At 59.5% G+C, this 15,462-nt stretch carries 15 protein-coding genes; 11 read left to right on the top strand and 4 right to left on the bottom strand.

Annotated features, from left to right (window positions below):
• Positions 1 to 94: 94 nt before the first annotated feature.
• The gene (locus ACIF4X_RS25290) at positions 95 to 565 is read left to right on the top strand and encodes an Lrp/AsnC family transcriptional regulator (RefSeq protein ID WP_397484177.1); all 471 of its coding nucleotides are present in this window, start codon (positions 95 to 97) and stop codon (positions 563 to 565) included.
• Positions 566 to 654: 89 nt separating this feature from the next.
• Here the strand turns inward: ACIF4X_RS25290 and ACIF4X_RS25285 are convergent, their stop codons facing one another.
• Positions 655 to 2,025, bottom strand: coding sequence for an inorganic triphosphatase (locus tag ACIF4X_RS25285; protein WP_397484176.1), 1,371 nt, complete (start codon positions 2,023 to 2,025; stop codon positions 655 to 657).
• Between the two features lie 155 nt (positions 2,026 to 2,180).
• On the opposite strand from ACIF4X_RS25285, the gene argE reads away from it, so the two are divergent.
• Together argE and argA are read left to right on the top strand one after the other, a co-directional pair.
• Positions 2,181 to 3,326, top strand: a complete 1,146-nt coding sequence (gene argE / locus ACIF4X_RS25280; protein WP_397484175.1) for an acetylornithine deacetylase — start codon at positions 2,181 to 2,183, stop codon at positions 3,324 to 3,326.
• 243 nt (positions 3,327 to 3,569) lie between these two features.
• Positions 3,570 to 4,868: an amino-acid N-acetyltransferase gene (gene argA / locus ACIF4X_RS25275; RefSeq protein ID WP_007913824.1), complete on the top strand. Its 1,299-nt coding sequence runs from the start codon at positions 3,570 to 3,572 to the stop codon at positions 4,866 to 4,868.
• A gap of 156 nt (positions 4,869 to 5,024) precedes the next feature.
• Here argA and tauA read toward each other — a convergent pair whose 3' ends face one another.
• Complete coding sequence (gene tauA / locus ACIF4X_RS25270; RefSeq protein ID WP_397484174.1) at positions 5,025 to 6,014, bottom strand: taurine ABC transporter substrate-binding protein; 990 nt, start codon at positions 6,012 to 6,014, stop codon at positions 5,025 to 5,027.
• A 364-nt stretch (positions 6,015 to 6,378) separates the two neighbouring features.
• Here tauA and ACIF4X_RS25265 point away from each other — a divergent pair, with 364 nt between their 5' ends.
• The 8 genes from ACIF4X_RS25265 to ACIF4X_RS25230 all read left to right on the top strand — a co-directional run bounded on the left by ACIF4X_RS25265 (position 6,379) and on the right by ACIF4X_RS25230 (position 13,632).
• Positions 6,379 to 7,716, top strand: coding sequence for an OprD family porin (locus tag ACIF4X_RS25265; protein WP_397484173.1), 1,338 nt, complete (start codon positions 6,379 to 6,381; stop codon positions 7,714 to 7,716).
• 297 nt (positions 7,717 to 8,013) lie between these two features.
• The gene (locus ACIF4X_RS25260; RefSeq protein WP_064116336.1) at positions 8,014 to 8,652 is read left to right on the top strand and encodes a peroxiredoxin; all 639 of its coding nucleotides are present in this window, start codon (positions 8,014 to 8,016) and stop codon (positions 8,650 to 8,652) included.
• Positions 8,653 to 8,972: 320 nt separating this feature from the next.
• Positions 8,973 to 9,566 carry an NADPH-dependent FMN reductase gene (gene ssuE / locus ACIF4X_RS25255; RefSeq protein ID WP_007913832.1) on the top strand — a complete coding sequence of 198 codons (594 nt, stop codon included), beginning with the start codon at positions 8,973 to 8,975 and terminating at the stop codon, positions 9,564 to 9,566.
• 89 nt (positions 9,567 to 9,655) lie between these two features.
• Positions 9,656 to 10,621: a sulfonate ABC transporter substrate-binding protein gene (locus ACIF4X_RS25250; protein WP_397484172.1), complete on the top strand. Its 966-nt coding sequence runs from the start codon at positions 9,656 to 9,658 to the stop codon at positions 10,619 to 10,621.
• Positions 10,622 to 10,646: 25 nt separating this feature from the next.
• On the top strand, positions 10,647 to 11,795 hold the full coding sequence (gene ssuD, locus ACIF4X_RS25245; RefSeq protein ID WP_018928626.1) for an FMNH2-dependent alkanesulfonate monooxygenase: 1,149 nt from the start codon (positions 10,647 to 10,649) through the stop codon (positions 11,793 to 11,795).
• A gap of 8 nt (positions 11,796 to 11,803) precedes the next feature.
• Complete coding sequence (ssuC, locus tag ACIF4X_RS25240) at positions 11,804 to 12,586, top strand: aliphatic sulfonate ABC transporter permease SsuC (RefSeq protein ID WP_003229260.1); 783 nt, start codon at positions 11,804 to 11,806, stop codon at positions 12,584 to 12,586.
• Complete coding sequence (gene ssuB, locus ACIF4X_RS25235; RefSeq protein WP_007913838.1) at positions 12,583 to 13,389, top strand: aliphatic sulfonates ABC transporter ATP-binding protein; 807 nt, start codon at positions 12,583 to 12,585, stop codon at positions 13,387 to 13,389. The genes ssuC and ssuB overlap by 4 nt, the downstream gene beginning before the upstream one ends.
• 27 nt (positions 13,390 to 13,416) lie before the next feature.
• Positions 13,417 to 13,632 carry a molybdopterin-binding protein gene (locus tag ACIF4X_RS25230; RefSeq protein ID WP_003229256.1) on the top strand — a complete coding sequence of 72 codons (216 nt, stop codon included), beginning with the start codon at positions 13,417 to 13,419 and terminating at the stop codon, positions 13,630 to 13,632.
• A 161-nt stretch (positions 13,633 to 13,793) separates the two neighbouring features.
• Here ACIF4X_RS25230 and ACIF4X_RS25225 read toward each other — a convergent pair whose 3' ends face one another.
• Both ACIF4X_RS25225 and ACIF4X_RS25220 read right to left on the bottom strand, forming a co-directional pair.
• The gene (locus ACIF4X_RS25225; RefSeq protein WP_102901388.1) at positions 13,794 to 14,432 is read right to left on the bottom strand and encodes a TetR/AcrR family transcriptional regulator; all 639 of its coding nucleotides are present in this window, start codon (positions 14,430 to 14,432) and stop codon (positions 13,794 to 13,796) included.
• A gap of 257 nt (positions 14,433 to 14,689) precedes the next feature.
• Positions 14,690 to 15,462, bottom strand: a 773-nt coding sequence (locus tag ACIF4X_RS25220) for a glutamine synthetase family protein (RefSeq protein ID WP_397484171.1), incomplete at its 5' end; no start/stop codon positions are given.

Raw genomic sequence — 15,462 nt, 5'->3', positions numbered from 1 at the left:
ACATTCGGTGCCGGGTATTTCTTGGCTATGATCGGCGTTATTGGCGAATGATCGACTCGATTAATTTGCATAATATTCGATTAGAGGTTTTTTTATGCACAGCGAGCTGGACAGCTACGACCGCAAGATACTCGCCCTGCTGCAAGAGGACGCTTCACTGTCCAGTGCGCAGATCGCCGAACAGGTGGGCCTGTCGCAATCGCCGTGCTGGCGGCGGATTCAGCGGATGAAAGAAGAAGGGATCATTCGCGGCCAGGTGACCTTGCTCGATCGCAAGAAAATTGGCCTGAACACGCAGATCTTTGCCGAGATCAAACTCAACGCGCACGGGCGTTCGAACTTCACTGAGTTCACCGAGGCGATTCGCGGGTTTCCGGAGGTGCTGGAGTGTTACGTGCTGATGGGCGCAGTGGATTTTCTGTTGCGCATTGTCGCGGCGGACATCGAGGCGTATGAGCGGTTTTTCTTTGAAAAGCTGTCGCTGGTGCCGGGGATACAGGAAGTGAATTCGATTGTGGCGTTGTCGGAGATCAAATCCACCACGAGTTTGCCTGTATTGCCTTAAAGCAAAAGATCGCAGCCTGCGGCAGCTCCTACAGGGTGTACACCTGTCCCATGTAGGAGCTGCCGCAGGCTGCGATCTTTTTAGCGGTGTTACATGCGCAGGAGCATTTTCCATGCGCGATTCTGGTAAACCGCAATCGCCTGCTGCTTGCGCGCATCGAGCAGTTCGTCAGTGATCGTCGGCTCGTTGGCCAGTTGCGCCAGCTTGTTCAGCTCGCCATAGAGGCGATCCATTTCCGGGATCTCCAGTATGTTGCGCGCGTGGTGCAGCCAGACCTGAATACGTTCGATACGCGGCAGTTGTTCAGCCAGATCTTCCGGCTGCTGCTGATAACGCTGCAATTGCAGGGCTGTGGCTTCTTCGCCCAAGGTCCGCGGCAACCAGCTGTGCAACTGCGCGCCGCCCTGACGATTACCACGTACGTTACGATCGGCGGTCCAGGTGCGAGCCAGCAACCAACGCGAAGTGTTCAGCGAGAACGAGCCCCAGCGCGGGTCTTCGAGTTCTTCGAGGAACTGCTCCGGCGCGGCTTTGCGTACGTCTTCGTCTTCGATGCCGGCCTGCACCAATGGGCGCCAGTCTTCCAGCAACGCATCCAGGGCAACGCGCAGATCATGGGTCGACTGACGCGGTGCGGCCTGGCCGAGGCTGCTGAGCAGGGCGCGCAGTTCCGCGAGGTTCTCGACCCAGTCGAGCAACAGGCGCCAGTGGCCATTGAAACGGTACTGTTCAGCCAGACGCTGGCTGCTGCCGAGCAAATGCCAGCTCAGTGCGGCGAAGGCGTCGTCGAGTTGGGTTTCCGCGGTCAACTCCGGCGCCGGCAGGCTCAGCGAGTAGCTGTTGGCGTCGTACAGACGATAACCGCGCTCAGCCTTGCTGATGTCGCACGGCATCAGGGCCAGGGTTTCAGCCAGTTCGGCAGCCAGCTCCAGCAGCGCAGCAGGCTCGCCTTCGCGCAATTCCAGTTCCAGCTCGCAGATTTCTTCTTTTTGCTTGCCGACGACAACGTGGCCCAGATCCAGCGCGGCTTCGATGACCACTTTGCTCTTGCCACGGCCCCAGGCGATTTCCGCACGTTCGCGGACGAAATCGGTGGTGAAGATCGGCTTGAGGGTTTTCTTGTCCAGCTCGGCCAGCGACTCGGGCCAGCATTCGCCGTCGAGTTTCTTCACGTCGAGCTTGGCTTTCGGCAACTTCCAGTCGTATTCGTTACGCTCGGACAGACCGGCAACGCTCTGGCCACGGGTCTTGAGGGTCTGAATCACTTCGTCACCGTCCTTGCGCAGGCGCAGGGCGACTTTGGCCTGGGCCAGATCGCGTTCGGGGGTGTCGAAGTACTGGTTCATCAACTCACGGCGTTCCCAGCCACTTTTGTTGCGTTTTTTCAGTAACGGGTGCTCGCGCAGGGCAGCGAGGGTTTCGCGGCTGACGCGGAGTTTGATTTCGGTTTCTTTCTGCATGGCCGGAAAATCCAGGATCGGGAGCGCAGCCGGGGAATATGTGGCTGCCAAGGCCGTGCAGTGTACAGGACTGATTCGTCCTACGCCCTGCGGCGGTTTATTCCTGACGCCGGATGGTTCTATGATGGACCTCAAATCGGGAGTTGGAGTCAGCGATGCCTTTGCCGTCCATGCAAGACCAGTTCGCTGCGCTGATCGCCGCGCCATCGGTCAGCTGTACCCAACCGAACCTTGATCAGTCCAATCGCGCGGTGATCGATCTGCTCGCCGGTTGGCTGGGTGACCTGGGGTTCAGCTGCGATATCCAGCAGGTCAGCCCGGGCAAATTCAACCTGCTCGCCAGTTTCGGCAGCGGCCCCGGCGGGCTGGTGCTGGCCGGCCACAGCGACACCGTGCCGTACGACGATGCGTTGTGGCAGACCGATCCGCTGAAGCTCACCGAAGTCGATGGCCGCTGGGTCGGCCTGGGCAGCTGCGACATGAAGGGTTTCTTCGCGCTGATCATCGAAGCGGTGCTACCGCTGCTTGAGCAACCGTTCAAGCAACCGTTGCTGATCCTCGCCACCTGTGATGAAGAAAGCTCGATGTCCGGCGCCCGCGCACTGGCTGAAGCCGGGCGTCCACTGGGCCGCGCAGCGGTAATCGGTGAGCCGACCGGCCTGAAGCCGATCCGCATGCACAAAGGCATCATGATGGAGCGCATCGACATTCTCGGGCAGAGCGGCCACTCGTCGGATCCGCGCTTGGGCCACAGCGCCCTCGAAGCCATGCACGATGCGATCGGCGAACTGCGCGGCCTGCGCCTGCTATGGCAGCGTGAATTCAACAATCCGCAGTTCAGCGTGCCGCAGCCGACGATGAACTTCGGTTGCATCCATGGCGGCGATAATCCCAATCGCATCTGCGGTCAGTGTTCGCTGGAGTTTGATCTGCGACCGCTGCCCGGCATGGACCCGAAAGTCCTGCGCGCGGAGATTCTGCGCAAGCTCAACCCGGTGGCCGAGCGGCATCAGGTGAAGATCGATTACAAACCGTTGTTCCCGGAAGTGCCGTCGTTCGAGCAGGCTGAAGACGCCGAACTGGTGCGCATCGCCGAAAAGCTCACCGGTCACAGTGCCGAAGCAGTAGCCTTCGGCACCGAAGCGCCTTATCTTCAGCGCCTCGGTTGCGAAACCATCGTCCTCGGCCCCGGCGACATCGCCTGTGCGCATCAGCCCGGCGAGTACCTTGAAATGTCACGTTTGCAGCCTACCGTGCATCTATTACGGCAACTGATTGAACATTACTGCCTGAAGAATTGAACGCCTCCCTTGTAGGGGCTGCCGAAGGCTGCGATCTTTTGATTTTGTTTTGAAGATCAAGATCAAAAGATCGCAGCCTGCGGCAGCTCCTACAGGGGTGGTCGGTAAATTAGTGGGAATCCAACCCGTATTCATGAGGAGAGCGCGCGTGTCGCCAAGCCTGTTCCGACGATAACCATCAGCCCGCTGTGCGTTTTCCGTTTCGCCCCTTTTTAGGCTGCTATTTATTACAGGCCCAGGTTCATGCCCGAATACGTTAACTGGCTTCGTCACGCGTCCCCTTACATCAATGCCCACCGCGACTGCACCTTCGTCGTCATGCTGCCCGGCGACGGCGTGGAGCATCCGAATTTCGGCAACATCGTTCACGACATCGTTCTGCTGCACAGCCTTGGCGTGCGTCTGGTGCTGGTGCACGGTTCGCGCCCGCAGATCGAGACCCGCCTCGCCGCGCGCGGCCTGACCCCGCATTACCATCACGGCATGCGCATCACCGATGCTGCAACGCTGGAATGCGTGATCGATGCGGTCGGTCAGTTGCGCATCGCCATCGAAGCGCGTCTGTCGATGGACATGGCGTCGTCGCCGATGCAGGGCTCGCGTCTGCGCGTGGCCAGCGGCAACCTCGTTACCGCGCGGCCGATCGGCGTGCTCGAAGGCGTCGACTATCACCACACCGGCGAAGTGCGCCGGGTCGACCGCAAAGGCATCAATCGTCTGCTCGATGAACGCTCGATCGTGCTGCTTTCGCCGCTGGGCTACTCGCCGACCGGTGAAATCTTCAACCTTGCCTGCGAAGACGTTGCCACTCGCGCCGCCATCGACCTGGGTGCCGACAAGCTGTTGCTGTTCGGCGCTGACCTCGGCCTGATCGACGAAAACGGCAAACTGGTACGCGAACTGCGCCCGCAGCAGGTGCCGGCGCATTTGCAGCGCCTGGGCAGCAACTATCAGGCGGAACTGCTGGATGCCGCCGCCGAAGCCTGCCGTGGCGGCGTGGCGCGCAGTCATATCGTCAGCTACGCCGAAGACGGCGCGCTGCTGACTGAACTGTTCACCCGTGACGGTGGCGGTACGCTGGTGGCGCAAGAGCAATTCGAACTGGTGCGTGAGGCGGCGATTGAAGACGTCGGCGGCTTGTTGGATTTGATCAGCCCGCTGGAAGAGCAGGGGATTCTGGTGCGTCGCTCGCGCGAAGTGCTGGAGCGCGAGATCGAGCAGTTCAGCGTGGTCGAACGTGAGGGCATGATCATCGCCTGTGCGGCGTTGTATCAGATTGCCGATTCCGATGCCGGCGAGCTGGCGTGCCTGGCGGTGAATCCGGAGTACCGCCATGGCGGTCGCGGTGATGAACTGCTGGAGCGCATCGAAACCCGGGCACGGGCGCAGGGTTTGAAGACCTTGTTCGTTCTCACCACGCGTACTGCGCACTGGTTCCGTGAGCGTGGGTTCGAGCCGAGCAGCGTTGAGCGTCTGCCGGCAGCGCGGGCGTCGCTGTACAACTTTCAGCGCAACTCGAAGATCTTCGAAAAAACCCTCTGACCCGGTGACGATCGTTCCCACGCTCTGCGTGGGAACGCCTCATCGGACGCTCCGCGTTCGGCTTTCGATGGGACGCGGAGCGTCCCGGGCTGAATTCCCACGCGGAGCGTGGGAACGATCAATCGCAGCCTTCGGCAGCTCCTACAGGGATTGGGTTTATTCAGTGATGAATTTCGCGCTGACGTACGGCGAATAATCCGGCAGCACCGTTTCAACCTTGCCCTGTTCCTTCAAAAACTTCGCCGTCTCGCCAATCGCTTTCGCCGTGCCGCCCTCCAGCAGCGCCGTGGTTTGCTGCGCCTTGGCATCCGGGAACGCCGATCCCGCGAGCAATTCCGGTACATCGGCGGCATTGGCACCGGTCAATTTGGCGATTTTCTGCACCGGCTCCGAGTCAGCCGTCCAGCTGTCTTTATGCGCCGCGTAATCGGCAAATGAATCCAGCGTGACCTTGGCGAACTTCGCGACAACGTCAGGATGCTTGTCAGCGAAATCCTTACGCGCGACCCAGACTTCGAATGTTGGGGCGCCCCACTGACCGACCTGCGCTGCATCGGTGAGGGTCTTGCCGGTCTTGCGGATTTCCCCAAGCGCCGGTGACCAGACAAACGCACCATCTATATCCCCACGCTTCCACGCGGCAGCGATTTCTGCGGGTTGCAGGTTAACCACTTTGACTTTCGAGGCGTCCAGGCCCCAATGCTTGAGTGCGCCGAGCAGGCTGTAGTGGGAGGTGGAAACGAAGGGTGTGGCGATGGTTTTGCCGACCAGATCCTGCGGTGTGTTGATGCCGCTGCCGTTGCGCACCACCAGGGCTTCGGCGGCATTGATCTGTGCCGAAACGATGAAGGCCACAATCGGCAGGTTACGCGAAGCGGCGGCCGCCAACGGGCTGGAGCCGAGGTTGCCGATCTGCACGTCTCCGGACGCAATGGCTGTCACAACTTCCGGGCCGCTGTTGAAGCGGCGCCAGTCGATTTTCTCGCCGATGGTTTTCTCGTAGACGCCGTCGGCCTGGGGGACTTTGCTTGGGTCGATACCGGTTTGATAACCGACGGTGAGGTTGGCGGCATGGACAGAAAAAGAAAACAGTGCTGACACACAAACTGTAACAAATTGACTAGATAGTGCGCGTTTGGCCATCATGGCGTCGCCTTTTCGATAGGGTTTGACGAATTGCGGTTGCGCCAAAGCTAATCGATATAAAAAAAGGCTAACAAATACCATTTAGGAATGAGCTTAGTCGCCGATACGCTGTATCCCGGCGAAGATGGCAAGATACTGGCCATATTCCGAAATGATATGAAAAAGAATGAATAAATTCTTTTTGGGTTTATCAGGAAATCTTTACTCTGCACGGACCAAATCACTGCGATTAGACCTTGGTCGTAGACACACAAGGTTACGATTGACTTGTCAGTCACGGTCTGGCGCTAATCGCGCATCTTAGGACCCAGGGCATCAGACCCCGGGCCAGGAACACAAGAATTAGAAACGAGAGGAGCTTTACATGAACAAGTCCACCTTGGCCCTGGCTGTGGCCGTAGGGGTTATGGCGCAGCAGGCAGGCGCCGCCGGTTTCATCGAAGACAGCAAAGCTACTTTGGGGCTGCGTAACTTCTATATCAACAACGATAACCGTGACTCCGGTGCTCACTCTACCCAGAGCAAAGCTGAAGAATGGGGTCAAGGCTTCGATCTGCGCTTCATCTCCGGTTACACCCAAGGCACCGTCGGCTTCGGTATCGATGCTATCGGCCTGTTGGGCGTGCGTCTGGATTCGGGCGGCGGCACCAACGGTGTAGGTAACTACGGCGGCACCATCTTCCCAAGCGAGCACAATGGTGATGCCGTTGACAGCTTCTCCAGCCTGGGCCTGACTGCAAAAGCCAAAATCTCTCAGACCGAGTTGAAGTTGGGCACTCTGCAGCCAAAACTGCCGGTTATCGTGACCAACGATGGCCGTCTGCTGCCGCAAACCTGGCAGGGTGGTCAGATCACCTCCGGCGAAATCAAGGACCTGACTCTTGTCGGCGGTCAGATCGAAGCCGTGAAAGGTCGTAACTCCAGCAACAACGAAAACCTGTCCATTGGCGGTGCATCTGCACGTGTTGCCAACAGCAACAAGTTCATCTACGCCGGTGGTGACTACAAAATCACCAAGGACCTGACTGCCCAGTATTACTACGGCAACCTTGAAGACTTCTACAAACAGCACTTCCTGGGTCTGGTTCACAACTGGGCAATCGGCCCAGGCGTGTTGAAATCTGATTTCCGTTACTTCAACAGCTCGGATGATGGTGCTAACTCCAACACTCCGGCTTACTACAGCAACGGTAATTACACTGGTCAGGCAAGCGGTAAAGGTAAGGTCGACAATAATCTGTACAGCGGCCTGTTCCTGTATACCGTTGCCGGGCACACCTTCGGTGGTGGCTATCAGGTTTCCAACGGCAGCAGCGACTTCCCTTGGCTGAACCAGGGTGACGGTTCGTCGAACTACACTATCACCGACATGCAGATCCAGAAGTTCGGCCGTGCAGGCGAGCGCACCTGGCAAGCACGCTACTCGTATGACTTCGCCAAAGTCGGCGTTCCTGGCCTGACAGCTGGTCTGGTTTACTTGCGTGGCGACAATATCGACACCGTGGGTTCCAATGGGCGTGAGAACGGCAACGGTAACTCCGAGTGGGAACGCGACCTGACCATCGGTTACGTCGTACCAGAAGGCCCGCTGAAAAACGTTGGCTTTATGTGGAAAAACGCTATGTGGCGCAACGACATCCCAGGTCAGCGTGACCAGGACGAAAACCGCCTGATCGTCAGCTACTCGATCCCGCTGCTGTAATAGCGCGCTTCGATTCGTTGATGTAAAAAAAGCCCCGTCCGGCATCGCGCCGGACGGGGCTTTTGCGTTTTCGAGTCAGGCTCACCCCCGTAAGCCCTCCCCGAAATTCCCCTCTTTACAGCAACTCAAGGCCTTCTCGAACCTTGCGACCGATGTTCGTCGGGATGCCGCCGGGCGTCCAGTGAACAGATGTTTAATATTCACTTATGATCTAGATGTCTCATTATTTATTCTTTTTCACGATGGCAAATCCCGGGCTACAGTTGAGGTCTCGAACAACTCATAAGGAGCAGCATCATGAGCCTCAGACTCGGCGACATCGCCCCCGATTTCGAACAGGATTCCAGCGCCGGCAAGATTCGTTTTCACGAATGGCTGGGCGATAGCTGGGGCGTGCTGTTTTCCCACCCGGCGGACTTCACCCCGGTGTGCACCACTGAGCTGGGTTTCACCGCCAAGCTCAAGGATGAGTTCAGCAAACGCGGCGTCAAAGCCATCGCGCTGTCGGTCGACCCGGTGGACTCGCACCACAAGTGGATCGAAGACATCAACGAAACCCAGAACACCATCGTCAACTTCCCGATCCTGGCCGATGCCGATCGCAAGGTCTCCGATCTGTATGACCTGATCCACCCGAACGCCAACGACACGCTGACCGTGCGTTCGCTGTTCGTGATCGATCCGAACAAGAAGATTCGCCTGACCATCACCTATCCAGCGAGCACCGGGCGCAACTTCCACGAGATTCTGCGGGTGATCGATTCGCTGCAGCTCACCGACAACTACAAGGTGGCCACCCCGGCCAACTGGCAGGACGGTGATGAGGTGGTGATCGTGCCTTCGTTGAAAGATGAGGAAGAGATCAAGCAGCGCTTTCCCAAGGGTTATCGCGCCGTGAAGCCTTACTTGCGCCTGACGCCGCAGCCGAACAAGTGATCTTCTTGGGCAGGTCGTTCCCACCCTCAGCGTGGGAATGCCGCCCGTGACGCTCTGCGTCACAGTGGACGCGGAGCGTCCATGGATTCATTCCCACGCAGAGCGTGGGAACGATCAGCGTGTAGCCACAAAGCAGGGGATTTCAGGCCGTTTCGACGGCCTTTTTTTTCGCCCGCAGTTTGTGGAAATGTATATCTCCAAAACGCATAACCAAATGAATAAATATGATTTATGGATATATAAATCAGCTGGTAAGGTCACTCCCATCGAAGCGAGATCGCAACCCGCGAATCGCCTGTAACGCTTAAGGAATTGTCTCGATGCTGGTCGTCTCACTCGGTGGCAGTCCCAGCCTGCGCTCCCGTTCCGGGGTGCTGCTGGAACGCTCGCAACGCTGGTTGCAGGCGCAAGGCGTGGAAGTGGTGAGTTATCAGGTGCGCGACTTTCCCGCTGAAGACCTGCTCCACGCCCGCTTCGACAGCCCGAAGGTGCTCGACCTGCTGCAACAGATTGAAAACGCCGACGGCCTGCTGATCGCCACACCGGTTTACAAAGCGTCGTTTTCCGGCGCGTTGAAGACCCTGCTCGATCTGCTCCCGGAGCGCGCCTTGAACCACAAGATTGTCTTGCCGATGGCCACGGGCGGCAGCATCGCCCACATGCTGGTGGTCGATTACGCCCTCAAACCGGTGCTGTCGGCATTGAAGGCCCAGGAAATGCTCCAGGGGATTTTCGCCGAGGACAGCCAGATCGCTTACGGCGAAGGCAGTGCTGCGGCGCAACTGGCTCCGGCGCTCGAGCAGCGTCTGCATGAAGCGCTGGATCAGTTTGTCGGCGCCATGGCCCGTCGGCCGAAACCGCTGGAACCGGGCCTGTTGAACGAACGTTTATTGAGTGCTCGCTGGAGCATTTAAGCCTCATCGAAATTTGAAGTACTCGCCTTACTCGCCCGCTAACGGGCAAGCAGGTGCAGCCAAAACCCAACAGCAAAAAGGAGAGCGCTATGCGCACTGTATTTTTGCGTCGTGGTCTGGTCGCTCTGTTTGCTGCGGCTGTCACCTTCGGCGCCATCACTCAAGCTCAAGCCGAGACTCTTCGGATCGGTTATCAGAAGTACGGCACGCTGGTGCTGCTCAAAGCCAAGGGCACGCTGGAAAAACGTCTGGCCGCCCAAGGCGTCGACGTGCAATGGACTGAATTCCCAGGCGGCCCGCAGCTGCTGGAAGGCCTGAACGTCGGCTCGATCGACTTCGGCGTCACCGGCGAAACCCCGCCAGTCTTCGCTCAGGCTGCTGGCGCTGATCTGCTCTACGTCGCCTACGAACCACCTGCGCCGAACAGCGAAGCGATCCTCGTGCCGAAAGACTCGCCGATCAAATCGGTGGCCGATCTCAAGGGCAAGAAAGTCGCCCTGAACAAAGGCTCCAACGTTCACTACCTGCTGGTGCGTGCGCTGGAAGATGCCGGCCTCAAATACACCGACATTCAAACCGTATTCCTGCCGCCGGCCGATGCCCGCGCCGCGTTCGAACGTGGCAGCGTCGACGCCTGGGTCATCTGGGATCCGTACCAGGCGGCCGCCGAGAAGCAACTGCAAGCGCACACCCTGCGCGACGGCAAAGGCATCGTCGACAACCACCAGTTCTATCTCGCGACCAAGCCATACGCAGAGAAAAATCCTCAGGTGATCAAGACCCTCGTTGAGGAAGTTCGCGCAGTCGGCGAATGGTCGAAAGCCAACCCTGAAGACGTGACCCAACAGGTTGCGCCACTGCTCGGCTTGCCAGCGGACATCACCCTGACCTCGGTGAAACGCCAGGGTTACGGCGCGCTATTCCTTTCCCCGGAAGTGGTCGCCGCGCAGCAGAAAATCGCTGACACGTTCTTCCAGCTCAAGCTGATTCCCAAGCCGCTGAGCATCAAGGACGTGATCTGGACACCACCGGCCGCTGTGGCTAAAGCGCAGTAATTCGAATTCCTAAGGAGACCACTCCATGAGCCTCAATATCTTCTGGTTCCTGCCCACCCACGGCGACGGCCATTACCTTGGCACCGCCGAAGGCGCGCGCGCCGTCGACCACGGTTATCTGCAACAGGTCGCGCAAGCTGCGGATCGTCTGGGCTTCGGCGGTGTGCTGATTCCTACTGGCCGCTCTTGCGAAGATTCGTGGCTGGTGGCGGCGTCGCTGATCCCGGTGACCCAGCGCCTGAAGTTCCTCGTTGCCCTGCGTCCCGGGATCATTTCCCCGACGGTCGCGGCGCGGCAGGCAGCCACGCTGGATCGTCTGTCCGGCGGTCGTGCGCTGTTCAATCTGGTGACTGGCGGTGACCCGGAAGAATTGGCCGGCGACGGTCTGTTCCTCAGCCACGAAGAGCGTTATCAGGCTTCGGTGGAATTCACCCGCATCTGGCGTCGTGTGCTGGAAGGCGAAACCGTTGATTACGACGGTCAGCACATCAGCGTGAAGGGCGCGAAATTGCTCTATCCGCCGATCCAGCAACCGCGTCCGCCGCTGTATTTCGGTGGCTCGTCGGAAGCGGCGCAGGACTTGGCTGCCGAACAAGTAGAAATGGTCCTGACCTGGGGCGAGCCGCCAGCAGCAGTGGCCGAGAAGATTGCCCAAGTCCGGGCCAAAGCCGCCAAGCTTGGCCGCACCGTACGCTTCGGTATTCGACTGCACGTTATCGTCCGTGAAACCAACGCTGAAGCGTGGCAAGCGGCGGATCGTTTGATCTCGCATCTGGATGACGACACCATCGCTCGTGCTCAAGCTTCGCTGGCGCGCTTCGATTCGGTTGGCCAGCAACGCATGGCCGCGCTGCATGGCGGCAGTCGTGACAACCTCGAAGTCAGCCCGAACCTCTGGGCCGGCGTCGGTCTGGTGCGCGGTGGTGCCGGTACGGCGCTGGTCGGCGATGGCCCAACCGTCGCGGCACGCGTTAAGGAATACGCCGATCTGGGCATCGACACCTTCATCTTCTCCGGCTATCCACACCTTGAAGAGTCGTATCGCGTCGCCGAATTGCTGTTCCCGCACCTCGACATCGAGCGTCCGGAACTGCCGAAAAGCGCCGGTTATGTCAGCCCGTTCGGCGAGATGGTCGCCAACGACATTCTTCCCAAAGCCGCGTCGCAGAGCTGAGGCGCGCCATGAAGAAAATCATCCACAGCCTCGCGCCCTGGGCGTTGCCGGTGTTGTTGCTGGCGGTGTGGCAGTTGTCGGTGTCGGCGGGTTGGTTGTCGACACGGATTCTGCCGGCACCGGTGGCGGTGATCGAAGCCGGCGTTAGCCTGGTGCGCAGCGGCGAAATCTGGACGCACCTAGCCATCAGCGGCTGGCGCGCGGCACTCGGTTTCACCATCGGCGGCAGCATCGGTCTGGTCTTGGGTTTCATCACCGGCCTGTCGAAATGGGGCGAACGCCTGCTCGACAGCTCGGTGCAGATGATCCGCAACGTGCCGCACCTGGCGCTGATTCCGCTGGTGATCCTGTGGTTCGGAATCGATGAGTCGGCGAAGATTTTTCTGGTGGCACTGGGTACGTTGTTCCCGATCTACCTCAACACGTATCACGGCATTCGCAACGTCGACCCGGCGCTGGTGGAGATGGCGCGCAGTTATGGCTTGAGCGGTTTCAGCCTGTTCTGGCAGGTGATTCTGCCGGGCGCGCTGCCTTCGATTCTGGTCGGCGTGCGCTTCGCCCTGGGCTTTATGTGGTTGACGCTGATCGTCGCCGAAACCATCTCGGCGAGCTCGGGCATCGGCTATCTGGCGATGAACGCTCGTGAGTTCTTGCAGACCGACGTGGTGGTGCTGGCGATCCTGCTTTACGCGGTGCTTGGCAAACTCGCCGACCTCGCGGCCCGTGGACTTGAACGTGTGTGGTTGCGCTGGCACCCGGCTTATCAGGTTGCCAAAGGAGGTGCGGCATGACTGCTCAACAACCTCCACGCCTGCTGCGCGGGATCCCGCTGGCGGTGCGCAACCTGCAGAAAACCTTCGGCGCGCGGCAGGTGCTGCGTGACATCGATCTGCATATTCCGGCGGGGCAATTCGTCGCGGTGGTCGGGCGCAGTGGCTGCGGCAAAAGTACTTTGCTGCGCTTGCTCGCCGGCCTCGATCAACCGACTGGCGGCGACTTGCTCGCAGGTTCGGCGCCGCTCAGCGATGCGCGGGAAGACACCCGGTTGATGTTCCAGGAAGCGCGGCTGCTGCCGTGGAAGAAGATCATCGACAACGTTGGCTTGGGCCTCAAAGGCAACTGGCGTCCCAAGGCGCTCGAAGCGCTGGACGCGGTGGGTCTGGCGGATCGTGCCAATGAGTGGCCGGCAGCGTTATCTGGCGGACAGAAGCAGCGTGTTGCGCTGGCACGGGCGCTGATCCACCAACCGCGTCTGCTGTTGCTCGACGAACCGCTCGGCGCGCTGGACGCGCTGACCCGCATTGAAATGCAGCAACTGATCGAACGTCTTTGGCAGCAACATGGCTTCACCGTGCTGTTGGTGACCCACGACGTCAGTGAAGCGGTGGCGATTGCCGACCGGGTGATTCTGATCGAGGACGGCGAAGTCGGCCTCGATCTGCATGTCGAACTGCCGCGGCCGCGAGTGCGTGGTTCGCACAGACTGGCAGCGCTGGAAACCGAAGTGCTTAACCGTGTTCTCTCCCTGCCCGGCGAACCGCCGGCGCCGGAACCTGTTTCACCACTGCCTACGCAACTGCGTTGGGCTCAATAACTCAAGCAAACGACAGGAATCATTGCCATGACTATCAAAGCCATCAACGTCCGTAACCAGTTCAAAGGCTCGATCAAGGAAATCGTCCTCGGCGACGTGCTGTCGGAAATCGACGTGCAGACCGCTTCGGGCATCGTCACTTCGGTGATCACCACCCGTTCGGTCAAGGAGCTGGAACTGGTCGTGGGCAGCGAAGTGATCGCCTTTGTGAAATCCACCGAGGTGTCGATCGCCAAGTTGTAAGCCAGTGAGTAAAAAACAACCCCGGAGGGCGTGAGCCCTTCGGGGTTTTTGTGCCTGGGTTGAAATCGGCGGCGCGGCCATCGCTGGCAAGCCAGCTCCCACAGGGTTATTTGTCGGTCACAAAACCCTTGTGGGAGCTGTCTTGCCAGCGATGAGGCCAGTCAGATCACCAATGATCTCTTGGGTAGATACGGCGGCAAATACAGCCCAATGTAAGCATCAAACACCCGCATCCCTTCCTCGGCCATGCGCGGCGTGATCTGCCCGTGCTGCTGTACCGAGCGCGCATACACCCGGTCACCCAGCTCCATCGCCAGGGCAAATACATCGACATCCTCCGGCAGCCTCGGCAACTCGAAATGATGATCGAACAGTTTGTGCATCAGGTCACCCAGTTCGATGTCGTGCTGACGGTCAGCCTGAGTGACTTCGGTCAGACCATGCTGCGCGAGGATCAGCTGCCGTGCGGCGGCGTCTTCGTCGTAGATCTCCAGCATCCGTTGTTCGACCAACCGCGACAGGTCGCGCCAGTCACGCAGCGCTTCATGGTCGATCGGCGCTTGCAGGCAGGCACGGAACGCAGCGTGTACATCCGCCGTCAGTGCTTCGAGCAATGCCGGGACGCTGGCGAAGAAGTGGTACACGGAGGAGGGCGGAATCTGCGCACGTTCGGCGACGCTGTAGATCGACAGGCTTGCCACACCCTCGGCGGCCAGCAGCGTGCGCGCGGCGTCGAGTATCGAGTCGATGCGCGCCTGGCTGCGGGCACGGGGTTTGCGGACGGGGGCGGGTCGCGTCATGGAAGTCTCCTGCGGGGCAGCGGGCATTGTACGAGCCGGTTCCTTTGTTGTCTTGTCGGCCGCCATCGCTGGCAGGCCAGCTCCCACACAGATCTGTGTCGAACACAAAACTGAGTGCACAACAGAAACCTCTGGGAGCTGGCCTGCCGGCGATCCGCCACAGGCGGCCATTAATTACGGTCTTGGATTTGTCCAAGTCATAAAAAAACGCCGCTGGCTGCAAGAGCCGACGGCGTTCTGTTTGGCGCTACAACCGCTTAAACGGTATGCAGATACCAGTTGTACTCAAGGTCGGAGATGGAGTGTTCGAACTCCTCCAGCTCACTTTCCTTGCAGGCGACGAAGATATCGATGTACTTCGGATCGATGTACTTGGCCATCACCTCGCTGTCGTCCAGCTCGCGCAGGGCATCGCGCAAGTTGTTCGGCAGGCTTTGCTCGTTCTGCTCGTAGCTGTTGCCTTCGACTGGCGCGCCCGGCTCGATCTTGTTGGTCAGACCGTGGTGCACGCCGGCCAGAACCGAAGCCATCAGCAGGTACGGGTTGGCGTCGGCACCGGCTACACGATGCTCGATACGCACGGCATCGGACGAGCCGGTCGGTACGCGAATCGCCACGGTGCGGTTGTCGAGGCCCCAGCACGGCGAGTTCGGCACGTAGAACTGTGCGCCGAAACGACGGTAGGAGTTGACGTTCGGGCAGAGGAAAGCCATCTGCGCGGGCAGGGTCTCGAGCACACCGCCGATCGCGTGACGCAGCGCGGCGTTCTGCTCGGGATCCTCGCTGGCAAAAATGTTTTTGCCTTCTTTATCCAGAATCGAAATGTGTACGTGCAGACCATTACCTGCCTGGCCCGGATAAGGCTTGGCCATGAAGGTGGTGTCCATTTCATGGTCGTAGGCAATGTTCTTGATCAGACGCTTGAGCAGTACCGCGTAGTCGCACGCCTTGATCGGGTCGGCGACGTGATGCAGGTTCACTTCGAACTGCGCCGGGGCACTGTCCTTGACCATGGCGTCGGCCGGGATGC

Source organism: Pseudomonas sp. NPDC085632, assembly GCF_044541255.1.
Classification (GTDB): Bacteria; Pseudomonadota; Gammaproteobacteria; order Pseudomonadales; family Pseudomonadaceae; genus Aquipseudomonas.
This window is presented reverse-complemented; position numbering and strand designations above follow the sequence as displayed.

Excerpts from the sequence above, each read along its gene's own strand:
- ACIF4X_RS25290 (WP_397484177.1), top strand. The coding sequence starts at position 95 with ATGCACAGCGAGCTGGACAGCTACGACCGCAAGATACTCGCCCTGCTG.
- ACIF4X_RS25285 (WP_397484176.1), bottom strand. The coding sequence starts at position 2,025 with ATGCAGAAAGAAACCGAAATCAAACTCCGCGTCAGCCGCGAAACCCTC.
- argE (WP_397484175.1), top strand. The coding sequence starts at position 2,181 with ATGCCTTTGCCGTCCATGCAAGACCAGTTCGCTGCGCTGATCGCCGCG.
- argA (WP_007913824.1), top strand. The coding sequence starts at position 3,570 with ATGCCCGAATACGTTAACTGGCTTCGTCACGCGTCCCCTTACATCAAT.
- tauA (WP_397484174.1), bottom strand. The coding sequence starts at position 6,014 with ATGATGGCCAAACGCGCACTATCTAGTCAATTTGTTACAGTTTGTGTG.
- ACIF4X_RS25265 (WP_397484173.1), top strand. The coding sequence starts at position 6,379 with ATGAACAAGTCCACCTTGGCCCTGGCTGTGGCCGTAGGGGTTATGGCG.
- ACIF4X_RS25260 (WP_064116336.1), top strand. The coding sequence starts at position 8,014 with ATGAGCCTCAGACTCGGCGACATCGCCCCCGATTTCGAACAGGATTCC.
- ssuE (WP_007913832.1), top strand. The coding sequence starts at position 8,973 with ATGCTGGTCGTCTCACTCGGTGGCAGTCCCAGCCTGCGCTCCCGTTCC.
- ACIF4X_RS25250 (WP_397484172.1), top strand. The coding sequence starts at position 9,656 with ATGCGCACTGTATTTTTGCGTCGTGGTCTGGTCGCTCTGTTTGCTGCG.
- ssuD (WP_018928626.1), top strand. The coding sequence starts at position 10,647 with ATGAGCCTCAATATCTTCTGGTTCCTGCCCACCCACGGCGACGGCCAT.
- ssuC (WP_003229260.1), top strand. The coding sequence starts at position 11,804 with ATGAAGAAAATCATCCACAGCCTCGCGCCCTGGGCGTTGCCGGTGTTG.
- ssuB (WP_007913838.1), top strand. The coding sequence starts at position 12,583 with ATGACTGCTCAACAACCTCCACGCCTGCTGCGCGGGATCCCGCTGGCG.
- ACIF4X_RS25230 (WP_003229256.1), top strand. The coding sequence starts at position 13,417 with ATGACTATCAAAGCCATCAACGTCCGTAACCAGTTCAAAGGCTCGATC.
- ACIF4X_RS25225 (WP_102901388.1), bottom strand. The coding sequence starts at position 14,432 with ATGACGCGACCCGCCCCCGTCCGCAAACCCCGTGCCCGCAGCCAGGCG.